This is a genomic window from Halorhabdus rudnickae (assembly GCF_900880625.1).
GTDB lineage: Archaea > Halobacteriota > Halobacteria > Halobacteriales > Haloarculaceae > Halorhabdus > Halorhabdus rudnickae.
In genome coordinates this window covers 313407-328956 of sequence record NZ_CAAHFB010000006.1, presented here as the reverse complement: position 1 = coordinate 328956, position 15550 = coordinate 313407, and the positions used below count along the sequence as shown (strand labels likewise).

Genomic DNA, 15550 nt, shown 5'->3' with positions numbered 1-15550 from the left:
AAAGTTAAACTACATCGACACACTCATATACCGGTGTAAGGCAGCAGAACATATGGGCGCTAGACCGACCCGTAGACAGCTCCTCTCGGGAATCTGTGGTGGCGGGGTAGCCGCTTTGAGCGGTTGCGCCGGTTCCATTCCTGGGTTCAGCTCGGGTGGGAGTGACGGACGCGACGGAATCGATCGGACAATCAAAATCGGGACGATGCTTCCGCTGAGTGGTCCTCGAAGTGCAATCGGGGAATCCGTTCGGGAGGCCGCCGTGCTACCGATCGATCAAGTTCGAGACGAAGTTGCTCTCACATTCAAGCAGCGATCTGTCGATACGGAGAGTGATCCGACTACGGCCGCCCGGAAAGCCAAATCGCTGGTCGAAGAGGGGTACCCGATGGTTACTGGTCCGCTCGATTCGGATATCGTCTTGCAAGCGACCCAGCAGGTGTTGATTCCATACAAAACCGTCTGCTGTTCTCCGGGAGCGACCACACCGACGCTCACAACGCTCAACGACCTCGGGTACGTCTTCCGGACCGCTATCTCCGATAGGATTCAGGGGAGCCTTCTGGCCGACACCGTGGCCAGGAGACTCGATTACGACACTGCGGGTACTCTCTACGTGAATAACGATTACGGATGGCAGCTAAGTCAGGCGTTTAGCCAATCCTTTCGCCGAGATTACGGCAGCACGATAACCGACCAGGTCCCCATCGAAAATACGTCAAATTCCTACATTGAGGCGATCGAACAGGCCACGGAGGGTGATCCCGACGCGCTCGTCCTCGTTGCGTATCCGGAGATGGGCGAGTCACTGTTGTCCGATGTGCTGTCTCGAACCGACGCAGATATTCTCTGTACTGACAGCCTACGGACCGGCGAGATGCACGACCGAGTCGAACGCTCACTCGATGGGGTCCGTGGGCTTGCACCCCTCGTCGACGGTCCGGGAAGCGAGACTTTCGCCAATCTCTACATGGAGGCGACCGGCAACGAGCCGGGTGTCTTCGAGTCGTATGCCTACGATGGGACGGCAGTGTTGTTGCTCGCAAACGCATATGCCGGGAAAAACGACGCCAAATCGATCCAGCATGCTATTCGACGTGTCACGAGTTCGGGTGGAACTGAGATTACGCCCGATACACTTGCCGACGGCCTCCGCCGTGCAGCACGGGGCCAATCCATCGAATATCGGGGAGCGTCTAACGAAACGCGGTTCGACGAAAACGGCGACCCGACGGATACGACCTTCGAGTATTGGGCGTACGACAACAGTGCTGATAGTGGAATTACGGAACTCGATCGAATCAAACCATGAATCTGTCTTCGATCCCATCGATGCTCGTTCCGGGGTTCATCAGACGCCGGTACCTCGCAAAGTTCGTCCTCGCCATCCTGTCGGTTGTCCTCGTGATTGCTGCGGTGGGAGCAGTCAGTTACGTAGAAATCAACGGGACGGTTCGGGCAGACGCCAATGCGCAGCTTGAAACGACTGCGGAAATGCAGGCCGAGCAAATCAGCTCCTGGGTCGAGTCTCTGACTGTCCAGACCCGCACAGCGTCTGCGTCTCCTGTCCTACGGGAAGGCAATACACAGGAGGTCCAAGGCCACCTCGTCGAAGAACAGGCCCGGATGGGCGTCAACGTCCGGGCGATACACTACATCGATGCCGCTACTGGGAAGATTGTCACGAGTACGAACCCGGTCTATCGAGACACGACACTGGAGAGTCTCGAAGAACCCTGGGCCGACAAAGAGTTCCGGAGTGGGTTCGATCTTGACGAGGAAGTGTGGACATCCCCGCAGGCCTACGAGTCACCGACGCTGGACGACCAAGTCATGGCCTTTGCCAGCCCGGTCCCGGATCGGCCCGACCGTGTCGTCGTGGTCATCGGGACACTGGAGTACCGTATCGAACAGTTACAACAAGAGAACACCTCACAGTCGACAGTCATCCTCGACGCAGAGGGGAACGACGTTTTCCAATCGGCCAACACATCGATCGACAGCGGTGGCGATGCACTCGAAGCCGCACTCGGTGGACGAGTGACCCGGACAAGCAACGGCGGGACCGTCCAGGCGTACGTTCCAGTCAGCAATACCCCTTGGGTCGCTGTCTCTAGAGTTCCCGCTGAGGAAGCCTACGGGGTGGCGACCAACGTTGGACACAACGTCATCTTAATGGTGTTGCTGAGCCTTGGAGCGCTGGGTATCGTCGCAGTCGTGCTCGGCCGTCAGACTGTCGCACCACTGACAACACTACGCGATCGGGCAGCAAAGATGGAAGCTGGTGATCTCGAGGTCGAGCTGGAGACAGACCGCATCGACGAGATCGGTCGCCTATACGATGGATTTGACAGTATGCGTAACTCGTTGCGCGAACAGATAACCGAGGCCGAGCAAGCTCGCAAGCAGGCGGAGGTTTCCCGGGCAGAAGCGATGGAGATGAACGAGTACCTCCAGGATAAAGCCGAGGAATACAGCCAGATCATGGGCGAGTGTGCAAGCGGCGATCTCACTCAACGGATGGAAACCGACGGCGAGAACGACGCGATGGACCGGATCGCCACCGACTTCAACGAGATGATCGAGGAACTGGAGAACACGACCGGCCAGCTCAGGCACTTCGCCAAGGAAGTCGAGCAGGCCGGTGAAAGTGTCGAAAGCTCGGCTGAAAGTCTTCGAGGTGCCTCAGAGCAGGTCGCAGAATCGATCCAACGTATCTCCGACGATGCCTACAAGCAGCGTGAACGACTCGACGATCTCTCGACGACAATCGAGAATATCGTCGATCAGCTCGAACCGATCGCACGGGAGACCGATGTCGACGTTCAGACGTCGCTCGACCAGCTCAGAGACGTGACTGAAACGGTCGAGGAACTCGCTGAGGCAGTCGAAGTGACCATGGCCGAATCCGAAAACGTCGCTGGTGCTGCAGAGGAGCAGACAGCTGAACTCTCGGAAGTATCACAGCGGGCACAGGACTTGACCCGGTATGCCGGACCGCTCAAGGACGTTCTCGATAGTTTCGAAACTGAATCGAAACACGAGTTCTACTTCCCGACTGGAGCGGGTTCGCCAACAGTAAACGAAGAAGAGTAACTCAGCCAACTGTCTCTCGGTGTAGGCTCGCAGAGATATTTTTCATTTCAAAGTGACAAAACGCGGTCGTTCGTTGGCGGTGGCGCTCTCAGTACGAATCCACGTCGGTTCCGACAGAGCAGACGTACTCGCCGGTCCCCACCTGCGGGAGTCGACGCGTTCGCCAAAAGATTCCCGAAGAGTCGGCACTGACCCGCTCTTTGACCGAGCCGAACACGTCGGTGACGGTAAACAGCGTCTCGCCCGATTCGACGCGGTCGCCGAGGTCGGGTTCGAACCTGATCAGCCCGCCAGCCGGCGCGCCGTACTGGTCGAACCCGCCCGCCCGTGTCTGGGCAGCCATCGTCGCCTGCTCGGCGAGGAAGTCGTAGTGTTTGAGTACGTTCCATACGCCGTCGAGTCCGGCCTGAATCGAGGATTCGTCCCAGCCAACTGCCCCGCCGAGTTCGGGGTCGATCGTCGGGATGCCCTCGTCGGGGGCCGCCCGCGCCAGCTGGCCGTCTGGTCCTTTCTGGTCGAGGACGTACCCGCAGCCGAAGGCCTTCGCGAGTTCGAGGCAGTCGTCGTGCAGGCGGTGGCGCGACCCACATCGGACGCGCGTCTCGTCGATCATCCGACTGGTCGACCCTTGGTGGAGATCCAAAATGAGGTCCGCCCGGGTGGCCGCCTCGAAGGTCGCCGCGGCGATGCGTTCGCTGGTCGTCCCGGTTTCCTCGCCCGGAAAAGCCCGGTTGAGCTTCGTATCGTCCAGCGGGTTGCGGTGTTCGGCCACCTGGAACCCGTGGTAGTTGACGATCCCGACGAGCAGGATCGTCCCTCGGAGCTGCTGGGGATCGAGTTCGGGGACGAGGCGGTTGAGGACGCCAACGCCGTTGAGTTCGTCGCCGTCGCTGGCCGCCTGGAGATAAAGTGTGTCACCGTCGTCGCGCCCGTTGACGACCGCGACCGGCAGGCCGACCGGGCTCCCGTCGCGCGTCTCGCCGACCTGTAGCCGTCCGGTGTCGATCTCGCCGGGATCGGCACTGGCCGTGCCCAGACTCGTCATTGTGGATGGTGGATAGGGCCATCACCTTGAGCGGTTCGATGTCTCCGAGCGTTGCCGGAAGGCCGGGACGTTCTTGACCCGGGCCCATCAACTGAATGCCGTGTCCGGACAATCAGACGGTAAAGCCCGGTTGCTCGACGCCCTCGATGTCCGGGGGCATCTCCGTCGGGGGATCGCGGTCGGGATCGTCGTCGCCGTGGCAACGTACCTGCTGTTCGTCGCGGGGAGCGGCCCGCTCGGGACGCAGGTACTGTACCTCTCGCTGACAGTCGTCCTCGCGCTGACCACGTCGGCCGTCGTGGCGACGATTCTGGTCGGGGCCGAGGCGTACAAACTCGCCCGCGAGGAGCAACCAGCCGAGTCGTAATTCAACGGACGGCCCGTGAGAAGTCGGGGCGACGTCACTCACCAGCCATCGCGGCCAGTCGTTCGGCCCCGCTACGAGTTCCCTTGGCGATCAGTACGTCGCCGGCCTCGATCCCGGTCTCGGGACCGGGCGAAAGTTCCCAGTCCGTCCGATGCTTGCCGGTCGGCTGATCGCTCGGTCGCCGGACTGCGATGACGCGCATCCCCGTCTCGGTCTTCACCTCGAGATCGCCCAGCGTCGATCCGGCGAGGGGACTCCCCGCAGCGACGCGCTCACGGACGATCACCTCGTCGCTTTCCTCGACCGCGGCCGCGACCACAGGGTGAGTGCCGAGCCCGCGGAGGACGCCTTCGCTGATCTCGAGAGCAGCGTCGGAGATAACCTCCGTCGAGCGCGCCAGGTGGACCAGCCCGCGCAACTGCACCGGCTCCTCGACCCGCCCGGCCGCCCGGAGCGTCCAGGCCTCGAAACGCGACTGCAGCGCGTCGACTTCGGCCTCCAGTTCCAGGACCTCCTCGGCGACGGCCTCGCTGTCGAACAGTACGGCGCCGTAGGCGAGATCGACAGCGAGTTCGCTCATATTCTTCATCAGGACGATCGAATCGACCGCGCGCTCTAGGTCCTCGATACCGCTTTCGGGCGGCGACGGTGGCTCGTACTCCTTGCCCGTCGTCGCCGCGAAGACCGCCGCGATACCGTCCTCTGGACCACGTGCCAGGAGCACGTCGTCCGTCCGTAGCGTCGTCCCGGCCGTCGGGTTGAGAAGCCACTCGCCAGCCCGCCGGATCGCAATGATTCGAACTCCCGTCGCGGTCTCGAGGTTGAGGTCGCCGAGCGTCTCCCCGGCGTACGCCGAGTCCGGCCCGACGGTGGTCCTGACGAGGGTCTCGATGGCCTCCGGGAGCGTCGCTCGCATCGCGGATGGAAGGCCGATGTCCTCGAGGACGACCTTGGCGATGTCGCCTGCCGCGTCGGAGATCTTCTCCGCCGCCCCGACCATCCCCAGGACCGGCGCCAGCGCCTCGGCGTCCTCCGGATTGCGGGCGGCCATCAGCAGGCTCATACGGGCCTGGAGATGGAGAACGTCCATGCGTTCCTCCAGAACGAGGACCTCCTCTGCGATCTCGTCGCTGCTCAACAGCACCGCCGAGTACGACAAGTCGATCAACAACTCGGCGGTGTCTTTCATCTCGGCCAGCACGTCTTTGACGCTGACCGGCTCGTAGCTGACGTCCTCGCCTGCGACCATCGGTTCCGGCTTCATCGCCGCGGGTCAAAAGCGTTGCCCGGCAGTTGACACGGGTCGTTTATGCCATGACTGTGAGACGACCCGGACTGGACGGATGGTCAACCGTGGCCGTCTATCGGCCTAAAACGGCTAACGAAGACCGCTTGAAGAGAACGACCGCGGCAGAGACGCCGGGAACGATAATATTTTTCCCCGACGGACTGGAGTTTACGGTATGTCTGAGCAGCTCCAGAAGGGACTGGAAGGTGTACTCGTCGGCGAGTCGTCGTTGAGCGACATCGACGGCGACGCGGGGCGGCTCGTCTACCGGGGGTACGCGATCGAGGACCTCGCCAGGAACGCCAGTTTCGAGGAAGTGCTGTATCTCCTCTGGGAGGGGCACCTCCCGACGACGGCGGAACTCGAGACCTTCAGCGAGCGGATGGCAAGCGAACGCGAACTCACCGACGCGGTACTCTCGACCGTCCGGGAACTGGCCGCGGCCGAAGAGAACCCGATGGCCGCACTCCGGACTGCCGTCTCGATGCTGTCGGCCTACGACCCAGACGATTCGACGGGAGAGGCCGGCGACGGCGAGATAGTCCGGCGGAAAGGGCGGCGAGTGACGGCGAAGATGCCGACGATCGTCGCTGCCTACAAGCGCATCCGGGACGGCGAGGAACCGATCGAGCCGCGCTCCGACCTCGCCCACGCCGAGAACTTCCTGTACATGCTCAACGGCGAGGTTCCCGAAGAGACCCTCGCGGACGTCTTCGACATGGCCCTAGTCGTTCACGCCGACCACGGTATCAACGCCTCGACGTTCGCGGCAATGGTCACGGCTTCGACGCTGTCTGATCTGCACAGTTCGGTCACCAGCGCCATCGGCGCGCTGAAAGGGGATCTCCACGGCGGCGCGAACCAGAACGTAATGCGCACCTTGCTGGAGATCGACGAGAGCGATCTCACCGCCGTCGAGTGGGCTCGAGACGCCCTCGAGTCCGGTGAGCGCATTCCCGGGTTCGGCCACCGCGTCTACAACGTCAAGGACCCACGCGCGAAGATCCTCGGCGCGAAGTCCAAGGCGCTTGGCAAGGCTGCCGACGAGTTCAAGTGGTACTCCTACAGCCGCGCCATCGAGGAGTTCATGAAAAAGGAGACTGGCATCGCCCCGAACGTCGACTTCTATTCGGCGTCGATGTACTACCAGATGGGGATCCCGATCGACCTCTATACGCCCATCTTCGCGATGAGTCGCGTCGGCGGCTGGGTCGCCCACGTGCTCGAATACCAGGACGACAACCGCCTCATCCGTCCCCGTGCTCGCTACGTCGGTCCCGACGATCGGGAGTTCGTCCGGATCGACCGGCGTTGATGGGTCGCCGGGCGGTGCCAGACTCGGCGAGAGAGCGTGCCGAACCACCGCGACGAAGAGGGTCCTCCCAGGCCTGTCGCATGCACGTCCACGGACGGCATCCGGTCGAAGACGCACCTCCTCTGAATCGGTCGCCAGGGAGTTCGTGATCGGCGCTTCGGTGATAGTGGTCGTCATCTACCCCGTAGGTTTCGGGTCGGTCTCGATGCCGGTGTGAAAACCGTCCTGTCAGCCCAAAACGTATGCCATCTCGACGAGCAGTGCTCGCCATATGAGCCGTCCGATCCCCATCCTCCTGGTCGTCGCCATCGTCGCGGTGGCGGGCTGTACGGCGACCCCTGCACCCGCCGAAACACGGACGCCGACCGTTACTGAAACCGCGACACCGACGGCGACTGCGGCAAGCCCGACGGCGACGACCCCGACCGAGACCCCATCGCCGACGCCTACGACGACGAGCGATCCCACGACGGTTCCGGATGGAGACGACGTCCCGGTCGTCATCAGCAGTATCGACGACAAGCGTCACACACTCCACGTTTCGATCACGAACGAATCGGCCGTCCTCTTCAACGAGACGGTCACGGTCAACGCCGAAGCAGAGCGGACGATCACGACACTCCGGGGACCGGACACTACCTACCGAATACAGGCGACGATGGACGGCAAGTCGATCGACGAGAACGTGACGCTGTATCCGGGCTATCTCGAGAGCCAGATCAGGATCAACGACGCCAGCGGACTCGAATACGCCAGTTTAGTCAACTAGGCCGGCGCCCGTCGCCGTCCGGCTACTGGGGATCGATCGCGTCCAGCGCAGCCCGATCCTCGTCGGTCAACTCGATCTGCGTGGCGGCGACGTTCGATTCGAGGTGCTCGACGCTCGACGTGCCAGGGATCGGCAGCGTCACGTCGGAGTGATCCAGCAGCCACGCCAGTGCGATCTGTCGCCGGGTCGCGTCGTGATTCGCGGCGACGTCGTCGAGCACGCCCGCCACGCCCTCGTCGTCGACGGTGTACATCGGCCCCCAGGGGATGAAGCCGACATGGTGTGCTTCGCAAGCTTCCAGAACTGCCTCATCGTCGCGGTTGCCGACGTTGTAGCGGTTCTGGACCGTCGCAATGTCGACGATGTCCATCGCCGTTTCGAGTTGCTCGACGGTGACATTCGAGAGGCCGAGGAGTTCGATCTGGCCGGCGTCTTTCATCTCGGCGAACGCCTGGACCGACTCCTCGAAGTCAGTATCGGGGTCCGGACGGTGGAACTGATAAAGGTCGATCTGATCGGTCCGCAGTCGATCGAGGCTGGCCAGCACCTGGTTGTGGAGGTACTCGGGATCGCCGTGTGGCGTCCACTCGCCGTCGCGGTGGCGCAGCAGGCCGGCCTTCGAGGCGACGAGGACATCGTCGTCCTCGGTGAGAGCTTTGCCGAGCAATCGCTCGCTGACGCCCGGCCCGTAGGAGTCAGCAGTGTCGATGAAGTCCACACCGAGCTCGACCGCGCGGCGGATCACGTCTGTGGCCGCGTCTTCGTCGGCGGGCGGGCCGATGATGTCCTCGCCGGTAAGCCGCATTGCGCCGAACCCGAGTCGGTGGACGGTCTTCTCGCCGCCGATATCGAAGGTACTGCTTTCGTTCGTCAGGTCGCTCGTCATACGTACAATAGGGAGGGGCGCCTGTCTCAAAGGTGTGGGGGGTCGGTTCCGGCAGTGGCAGGGTTCGCCGTCGTCCCGCAAAGTTACCACCGTCCGGTCGCAACTGCCGACATGCTCACGCGCGAGGATGTCCTGGCCGCTCGCGACCGCGTCACCGAGACGGCCAGACATACGCCCCTGGAGCGCTCGTACTCCCTCTCTGCGATGACTAGCGCGGATGTCCACCTCAAGTACGAGACCGTCCAGCGGACGGGGTCGTTCAAGATTCGCGGGGCGACCAACCGGATCTCGACGCTCACCGACGACCAGCAGGCGGCCGGCGTCGTGACGGCCAGTGCCGGCAACCACGCCCAGGGCGTGGCCCTCGCAGCCAGTCGCATGGGAGTCGATTCGACGATCGTCATGCCCGAGCGCGCGCCCGTCGCGAAGGTCAAGGCGACCCGGAGCTACGGCGGTCGTGTCGTCCTCCACGGCGAGGACTACGACGTTGCGGCCGAGCGCGCTCACGAGATCGCCGAGCAAGAGGGACGAACCTACGTCCCGGCGTTCGACGACGAGGCCGTGATGGCCGGCCAGGGAACGCTCGGCCTGGAGATCGCCGCGGACTGTCCCGAGGTTGACACAGTGGTCGTCGCGGTCGGCGGCGGCGGTCTGATAAGCGGCGTCGCCACGGCGCTGAAGGGGTGGAACGAAGACGTCCGCGTGATCGGCGTCCAGGCCGAGGGCGCGGCGAGTCTCCCCCAGTCGCTCGAACGCGGCGAGATCGTCGAGCGCGAGGGCGTCGAGACGATCGCCGACGGCATCGCAACGCGGAAAGTCGGCGATCAGACGTTTGACGTGATTCGAGACCGGGTCGACGAAGTCGTCACGGTCCCGGACTCGGCGATCGCCGTCGCGGTGACGACGCTGCTCGAACGCACCAAGACGCTCGTCGAAGGGGCTGGCGCGGTGCCCGTCGCTGCACTGCTGGAAGGGGCCTTCGAGTACGAGGACGGCGAAACGGTCGTGCCCGTGCTCAGCGGGGGAAACATTGACCTCAACGTGCTGACGACGGTCATCATGCGCGGGTTGATCGAGACGGGGCGGTATCTCCGGATCCGAACCGTCCTCGAGGATCGGCCCGGTGCGCTGGAGGAACTCGTCGAGGTGATCTCACGGGAGCGGGGCAACATCTACGCGATCGAGCACGACCGCGCCTCGCGGGACATTGCGATGGACGATACCGTGGTCGATCTGGACATCGAGACCCGTGGCCCCGAACACGTCGAGTCGTTGCTCGATGCACTCCGTAGCAGTGGGTACGAGGTCGACGTGCTGGTATAGGGCGGGCGACTATGAAGGAGACACCTGGCCTCCTTTGGTACCGTCGTCTACTGCTCCCGGCATTTCCGCCCGGTGATGTCTCGCATCGAACCGACGACGCCCAGGATCGTTCCCTCCTCGTCCCGCAACGGGTAGTCACGGACCGAAAACGTCCGTATCTCGCCGTCGGGCGCCGCCCGCGTCACCTCGTAGCTGAGGATTTCCCCCTCGAAGACGCGTCTCTCGCGAGCAGCCATCTCCGCATCCCACGTCTCACCCAGGACCTCCGGCAGCGATACCGCTCCCACGTCGCATCCGTCGATCCCGTGAAACTCGCGGTAGCGCTCGTTAGCAAACACGAGCGTGTAGTCGGTGTCGATGGCGGCTATCAGGTCGCTAGCTGACTCGACGGCCCGCTCGTACACCCGGAGGTCCGCCCGCTGTTCGCGCAGGCGCCGCTCGCTCTCGGCCCGGTGGATCGCGTGGGCGACATCCTCTGCCACCTCGATCAGCAAGTCGCGTTCGCGCTCGTCCAGAAATTCCGCACGCTCGCTGGCGACGCCCACCACCCCGTAGCAGAGGTCATCGTAGTTCAGTGGGGCGGCCGCGATTCCGTGGATTCCGTGGGTGCGGGCCGGGACACGCCACGATCCGGTCCCGTCCTCGCAGATTGACTCGACCGCAGTCAGTTCCCCATCTCGAAGCGCCCGGGCGGTCGGCTCGTCGCTGTCGGTTCTGACCGTCACCGCATCGAGATACCCCTCGGCCCCTCCGGCACTCGCCCGCGGCTGGACGGTCTCGCCCTCGCGTTCTCCCAGCCAGACCAGTCGGTAGGGCGCCTCGCGGCTGAGCACTGTACAGACACCCCGGTCGATCTCCGGACGACTCTCGGCGCGCACCAGTCGCTGATTGACGGCCCGTAGCACCCGCTGAATACGCTGCATGATGCGTGCGTGTTCCTGACTGTGATAGGTGGTGACCGCATTGGTCACCCGGTTGGCCAGCACTGCGTACTGGCTGGAGCCGGTACCCTTCTGGAGGTAGTCGGTCACACCGCAGGCGATCGCCTCGCTCGCGATTTCTTCAGAGCCCCTGCCAGTATAGAGGACAAACGGTAGTTCCGGGTCCATCTCGCGGACGGCCTCGAGAAAATCGATCCCGTCCATCCCCGGCATCTCGTAGTCGCTGACGATGCAGTCGACTGCTGAATCGTCGAGTATCTCCAGTGCCGTCTCAGCACTCGCTGCGGTGTCGACGGTCAACTGCTGATCCTCGCGTTCGAGGAGTATCGCGACCGTCTCCCGGATGGCGGGCTCGTCGTCGACGTGCAACACGACGATCTCATCACCCATTTCCATGTGTGTCGTTCACATTCAACACGAAGGGAAATAAAATACCTGCACGATTTACCGTTTGGGAAGGGGCAAGCCGCGATCCGCTACAGAAAGTCCCGGACCTCGCTGTAGTACATGTCGTGGTGGTCGACGGCGTCGATCTCGCGAGCGATCTTGACTGCGAGGACGTGCCAGCACAGGGTCGTGGGATCGTCGGGATCGAGGTTGTAGGCGGCGTCCTCGCAGGTACAGCCCTCCCCTTCGATGACGTACTCATCGCTGTGGCCGACGACTACCGTGAAGTCCTGATACTCTTTAACGCGGTTCTCGCCGACGGCTTCGATGGCTCGCACCCCGCGGGATCCGTGGACGGTTGTGATACGGTCGACTACGTCGGAGGTGAGTTCACCAGCCTCGGACAGGGCCGCCTGCCACTTTTCGACTGCCGTCACTGTCCGGGATTGGACGGCGGGCGCCTAAACAGTTCTGTGCGAAACCCGCCGACGCGACCCACAGGCCAGGGGGCCATAGTTCGATAGGGCCAACAGACACTTATATATGTATTTCAATATAAATGATCTTCGCTCATCTCGCCAGTAGGGAGGATAGTGAGAGACGAGCCGTCGTCGGTCGACGGCTCGGGGCTGGAGCGAAGACGGGGGAATCAGTATCTCAGCGGACGGTTGTGGACCCGACCGGAGTCAGCGGGTTAGTCGCCGTCCTCACCAGCCGGGTTGGATCGAAGGAGCGACAACAGTTCGCTGACGGCGGCCGACTTGGATGGTTAGCTGTTGAGCTCCGCCCAGACCATCCGGTGGTCGGATGCAGCCCGGACAGTCTCAATACGATCATCGCCCGGTCTGGGCCACACGACACCACTGTCCTCATAAGAGAGCGACGGCGACGGAAGGACTCGATCTAGCTGTGCGACGACTGTTTCACCATCACCGGACTGACCCGGCCTGGGCCCACGAATTCGGGTGGCATGTGGTTTGCCGAGGTTCTCGGCACCCGGACTACTCGGGAGTTCACCGGTGTAGAAGTCGTCGTTTTCGCGGAAGAAGGTCTGTCCCGGTTTCAGGATTCGGGCGGTCGATATCGCAGCGTTCTGGTCGCCCATGAGCACGTACTGGTCGTCCCAGAGGCCACCCTCGGTACCGTCGTCATCGTAGATGTAGTCGGCGTTGGCCACGTAGTCGGCCCAGAAGCGGACTTCGTCGTGATTCCAACGACCGTTGAAGTTGTTCGGTCCGTCGTACTGAGGCGGCGTTGGGTGTGAAGTGAGGATGTGAACGGATTCGCCGTCCATCCGAACCGGGACGTCGGCATGCGTCTTCGAGGAGAGACGGAACACCTCCGTCTCGTCAGGGTTAATGTAGCGCCCGTTCTTGTTGAGGTTCATCGAACCGTCGTTGATCGGCATCAAGTTGCCCGGCATATCCGCCCACTTGAACGTCTGGAAGGTCCGGATATCGTCCTCCATAATCGGGTTCTGGCTCGCAACAGCCAGCCCGTACTGTCCGGGGTAGACCCCGAAGCCATAGGCGTCACCGGGAGCCTCACCCGCAGATCCATCCTTGTTGAAGTCGTAGTCCTTTTCGGGGAGTACGCCAGTGTTGACGGGCGGCTGAAACGTGTACGGGAACGCGATCGGCTCCAGATCAGGCCGCTGGGGTTCCCGAAGATAGTTATCGATGAACGCCCGGATGTTGGTCGTGCCTGTCCGCTTGCCCTCCTGAATGTTGTTCGTCAACTCGTTGACTACCAGGACGTCCGGGCGCATCTCCTGGATGAGTTCTGCGGCGGCGCCAGCTTGGTCGTCTCCGGTCTTCTGGACCTGGGACGTTTGGAGGTCCTCGATATTGAACTGCGCAAAGCGCGTCGCGGAGCGATCCTCATATGCGCTTGCTGTGCCGATGATACCCGCAGTCGCTGCTGTCGCGCCAATCCCCTTCAAGAACGTCCGCCTGGTCGTATCGTGCAACATCGTTTATTTATATGCGTCTTTTATTTATAAATGACCGGGGTACCTAATGATATTTAAAGAAGATTGTTACGGGCGTCACTGGCGTGGCAGCGGCGAATCGTCACAACCGGCTGGCGCATTAATTCTCGTGAGACACCGGTGAAAAGTGAATTCAGACGCCGTCATCGCTGATTTCGTACTATCGATCGGATATTGGCCGTCGCGGATGCCGTGACGGCACAGTACTTGCGTCCCCGATATTTTTATAGAAGAAGTGATCGTCTGAAACGACCGCTTCCAGACTCGTTTATATAATCAAAGTATTAAGATATGAAAGGGGACGAGAGGACCTTTCAACAACCCTCACTGGTCATTCCGTCCGGGAGCCCGAGAGCGAGGGGCTTTTGCTCGCGGCTATCGCAGCGGAGATATGCGCGAACGTGAGGGCCGGGTCACGGTTGAGGTCCCCGAACAGTCCGGAGAGGGGATCGGTGACGACGTCTTCTTCAATCCCGTCCAAGAGCTGAACCGCGACCTGACCATCGCGACGATCCGGGCGTATCGCGAGCGGATCGACGACCGTGGCGAGCACCCGGTCGAAACCTACCTGGACGCGACCGCAGCTACCGGGATCCGCGGCGTGCGTGCGGCAGCCAACGGGTTCGACACGACGCTCTGTGACGTCGATAGTGACGCTGTTGAACGCTGTCGGGCCAATCTCGAGGCGAACGCTCTCGATGGAGAGGTGATCCACCGGGATGTAAACGCCCTCATGCACGAGAGACAGTTCGATGTCGTGGATCTGGACCCTTTCGGGACGCCGATCCCCTTCGCCGACGCTGCCATCCAGAGTGCGAGTCGCCTGCTCGCCGTGACAGCGACCGACCTCGCGCCGCTGTGTGGCGCGCACTTTCAAAGCGGTGTGCGCTCGTACAGTGCCGTCCCGCGCAACACCGAGTACCACGGAGAGATGGGCGTCCGTATCCTCCTAGGGTCGCTGGTCCGGACTGCCGCTCGCTACGACGTGGCCGCCGAGCCCATCCTCACCCACGCCACCGACCACTACGTCCGGACGTACCTCGAATTCGACTACGGCGCACAGGTGGCCGACGACGCTATCGGGGAACTCGGGTACGCCCACCACTGTCAGCACTGTCTCCATCGCTCGACGGAAGTGGGATTGATTGCCAATCCACCCGAGGCCTGTCCCCACTGTGGCGAACACCTCCAGACGGCCGGCCCCCTGTGGCTCGGACGGACCCACGAGAGGGCGTTTCTCGATCGAGTCGGGGATCACGTCGACGACGATATGGGGACGGCGGAGAACGCTTGCGAGTTGCTGGAGACGCTGGCGGCAGAACTCGACGAGCCGACGCACTACGATCAACACCGTCTGTGTAAGCGCTGGGAGCGCTCGGCCGCGTCAATGGCGGACTTCCTTGCGGAGCTACGGGCGGCGGGCTACGAAGCCAGTCGAACGCACTACGGCGGGACGACGTTCAAGACCGACGCCGATGTCCCCGAGATCCGCGAGGCGACGGCCTGACGCGTCGCTACAGAAGCTCACCCCTTCAGAGGAGGGAAGAAGTCAAGCGACACGGCAAGACGACTCACGCGAACGCGCTCGCCAGTCGCGAGACGACGTAGTTCCCGAACGCGTATACAGGCCGGAACAGGTGGTTGAGGAGCGCCAGCAGTCCGAGGACGCCGCCAAGCGTCTGGAGTTCGCCGGGCGATGCTCCGAGGAACAGTACCAAGACGACCCCGGCCAGCAACGGTCCCAGCGGGACCGACGCCAGATAGGTCGCGAACGCGGGGTGGTCGATCCACTCACGGAGCGTCTGGCGGGTGGCGATCCCCGCCACACCGATGGCGAAGACGCCCACCGCGAGGAGGGGCGTGGCCGACTGGCTCACAACCCCGAGAGCGATCAACAGCACGGCTGCGGTGAACCCCCCACCGGTCATCTGCCGGATCCAGCCGACCAGTCGCTGGTCCATGCACACCACTGTGGTGTGCTGACCTAATCAGTTTTCGTTCCGGGCACGGACGACGGTACCTCGGGAGATCGACACGTGACCGTCCCTCGCCGTCAAGAGTGGTGATGATTGGCGCTCTCCTTCGACGGCCTGTCGAGCAGTTCTGTCCGTGCGACGACCGGCCAAGCGGTTTTGTCGCCGGC

At 62.6% G+C, this 15550-nt stretch carries 14 protein-coding genes; 7 read left to right on the top strand and 7 right to left on the bottom strand.

Annotation, left to right across the window (positions count from 1 at the left end; translation table 11 throughout):
- The first annotated feature begins 52 nt into the window (after nt 1–52).
- On the top strand, nt 53–1312 hold the full coding sequence (locus BN2694_RS16615; protein WP_135667662.1) for an ABC transporter substrate-binding protein: 1260 nt from the start codon (nt 53–55) through the stop codon (nt 1310–1312).
- Nucleotides 1309–3096 (top strand): PDC sensor domain-containing protein, encoded by a 1788-nt coding sequence (locus BN2694_RS16610; RefSeq protein WP_135667660.1) that lies wholly within the window; start codon nt 1309–1311, stop codon nt 3094–3096. The genes BN2694_RS16615 and BN2694_RS16610 overlap by 4 nt, the downstream gene beginning before the upstream one ends.
- 88 nt (nt 3097–3184) lie before the next feature.
- On the opposite strand, the gene BN2694_RS16605 is transcribed toward BN2694_RS16610, so the two are convergent.
- Nucleotides 3185–4141, bottom strand: a complete 957-nt coding sequence (locus BN2694_RS16605) for a succinylglutamate desuccinylase/aspartoacylase family protein (protein WP_135667658.1) — start codon at nt 4139–4141, stop codon at nt 3185–3187.
- Nucleotides 4142–4241: 100 nt separating this feature from the next.
- On the opposite strand from BN2694_RS16605, the gene BN2694_RS16600 reads away from it, so the two are divergent.
- A complete protein-coding gene (locus BN2694_RS16600) occupies nt 4242–4508 on the top strand; it encodes a DUF7536 family protein (protein ID WP_135667656.1) in 267 nt (88 codons plus the stop codon).
- A gap of 34 nt (nt 4509–4542) precedes the next feature.
- Here the strand turns inward: BN2694_RS16600 and BN2694_RS16595 are convergent, their stop codons facing one another.
- On the bottom strand, nt 4543–5757 hold the full coding sequence (locus tag BN2694_RS16595; RefSeq protein WP_135667654.1) for a potassium channel family protein: 1215 nt from the start codon (nt 5755–5757) through the stop codon (nt 4543–4545).
- A gap of 214 nt (nt 5758–5971) precedes the next feature.
- Between BN2694_RS16595 and citZ the strand changes: the two genes are divergently transcribed.
- Complete coding sequence (gene citZ, locus BN2694_RS16590) at nt 5972–7111, top strand: citrate synthase (protein ID WP_135667652.1); 1140 nt, start codon at nt 5972–5974, stop codon at nt 7109–7111.
- Between the two features lie 271 nt (nt 7112–7382).
- Nucleotides 7383–7880, top strand: coding sequence for a hypothetical protein (locus BN2694_RS16585; protein WP_135667650.1), 498 nt, complete (start codon nt 7383–7385; stop codon nt 7878–7880).
- A 22-nt stretch (nt 7881–7902) separates the two neighbouring features.
- On the opposite strand, the gene BN2694_RS16580 is transcribed toward BN2694_RS16585, so the two are convergent.
- Nucleotides 7903–8766 (bottom strand): aldo/keto reductase, encoded by an 864-nt coding sequence (locus BN2694_RS16580; RefSeq protein ID WP_135667648.1) that lies wholly within the window; start codon nt 8764–8766, stop codon nt 7903–7905.
- 111 nt (nt 8767–8877) lie between these two features.
- Between BN2694_RS16580 and ilvA the strand changes: the two genes are divergently transcribed.
- Complete coding sequence (gene ilvA / locus BN2694_RS16575; RefSeq protein WP_135667783.1) at nt 8878–10089, top strand: threonine ammonia-lyase; 1212 nt, start codon at nt 8878–8880, stop codon at nt 10087–10089.
- Between the two features lie 47 nt (nt 10090–10136).
- On the opposite strand, the gene BN2694_RS16570 is transcribed toward ilvA, so the two are convergent.
- The 3 genes from BN2694_RS16570 to BN2694_RS16560 form a co-directional block, all read right to left on the bottom strand.
- Nucleotides 10137–11426 (bottom strand): response regulator, encoded by a 1290-nt coding sequence (locus BN2694_RS16570; RefSeq protein ID WP_135667645.1) that lies wholly within the window; start codon nt 11424–11426, stop codon nt 10137–10139.
- Between the two features lie 80 nt (nt 11427–11506).
- Complete coding sequence (locus tag BN2694_RS16565; RefSeq protein ID WP_135667643.1) at nt 11507–11854, bottom strand: hypothetical protein; 348 nt, start codon at nt 11852–11854, stop codon at nt 11507–11509.
- A gap of 332 nt (nt 11855–12186) precedes the next feature.
- Complete coding sequence (locus BN2694_RS16560) at nt 12187–13389, bottom strand: twin-arginine translocation signal domain-containing protein (RefSeq protein WP_135667641.1); 1203 nt, start codon at nt 13387–13389, stop codon at nt 12187–12189.
- Between the two features lie 409 nt (nt 13390–13798).
- On the opposite strand from BN2694_RS16560, the gene BN2694_RS16555 reads away from it, so the two are divergent.
- Nucleotides 13799–14914, top strand: coding sequence for a tRNA (guanine(26)-N(2))-dimethyltransferase (locus tag BN2694_RS16555; RefSeq protein WP_135667639.1), 1116 nt, complete (start codon nt 13799–13801; stop codon nt 14912–14914).
- 64 nt (nt 14915–14978) lie between these two features.
- On the opposite strand, the gene BN2694_RS16550 is transcribed toward BN2694_RS16555, so the two are convergent.
- Entirely contained in the window at nt 14979–15368 is a 390-nt protein-coding gene (locus tag BN2694_RS16550; RefSeq protein WP_135667637.1) for a hypothetical protein, read from the bottom strand.
- Nucleotides 15369–15550 lie beyond the last annotated feature (182 nt).

Coding starts and splice junctions, on each gene's coding strand:
- BN2694_RS16605 (WP_135667658.1), bottom strand. CDS start 4,141: ATGACGAGTCTGGGCACGGCCAGTGCCGATCCCGGCGAGATCGACACC.
- BN2694_RS16595 (WP_135667654.1), bottom strand. CDS start 5,757: ATGGTCGCAGGCGAGGACGTCAGCTACGAGCCGGTCAGCGTCAAAGAC.
- BN2694_RS16550 (WP_135667637.1), bottom strand. CDS start 15,368: ATGGACCAGCGACTGGTCGGCTGGATCCGGCAGATGACCGGTGGGGGG.
- ilvA (WP_135667783.1), top strand. CDS start 8,878: ATGCTCACGCGCGAGGATGTCCTGGCCGCTCGCGACCGCGTCACCGAG.
- BN2694_RS16560 (WP_135667641.1), bottom strand. CDS start 13,389: ATGTTGCACGATACGACCAGGCGGACGTTCTTGAAGGGGATTGGCGCG.
- BN2694_RS16585 (WP_135667650.1), top strand. CDS start 7,383: ATGAGCCGTCCGATCCCCATCCTCCTGGTCGTCGCCATCGTCGCGGTG.
- BN2694_RS16610 (WP_135667660.1), top strand. CDS start 1,309: ATGAATCTGTCTTCGATCCCATCGATGCTCGTTCCGGGGTTCATCAGA.
- BN2694_RS16580 (WP_135667648.1), bottom strand. CDS start 8,766: ATGACGAGCGACCTGACGAACGAAAGCAGTACCTTCGATATCGGCGGC.
- citZ (WP_135667652.1), top strand. CDS start 5,972: ATGTCTGAGCAGCTCCAGAAGGGACTGGAAGGTGTACTCGTCGGCGAG.
- BN2694_RS16555 (WP_135667639.1), top strand. CDS start 13,799: ATGCGCGAACGTGAGGGCCGGGTCACGGTTGAGGTCCCCGAACAGTCC.
- BN2694_RS16615 (WP_135667662.1), top strand. CDS start 53: ATGGGCGCTAGACCGACCCGTAGACAGCTCCTCTCGGGAATCTGTGGT.
- BN2694_RS16570 (WP_135667645.1), bottom strand. CDS start 11,426: ATGGAAATGGGTGATGAGATCGTCGTGTTGCACGTCGACGACGAGCCC.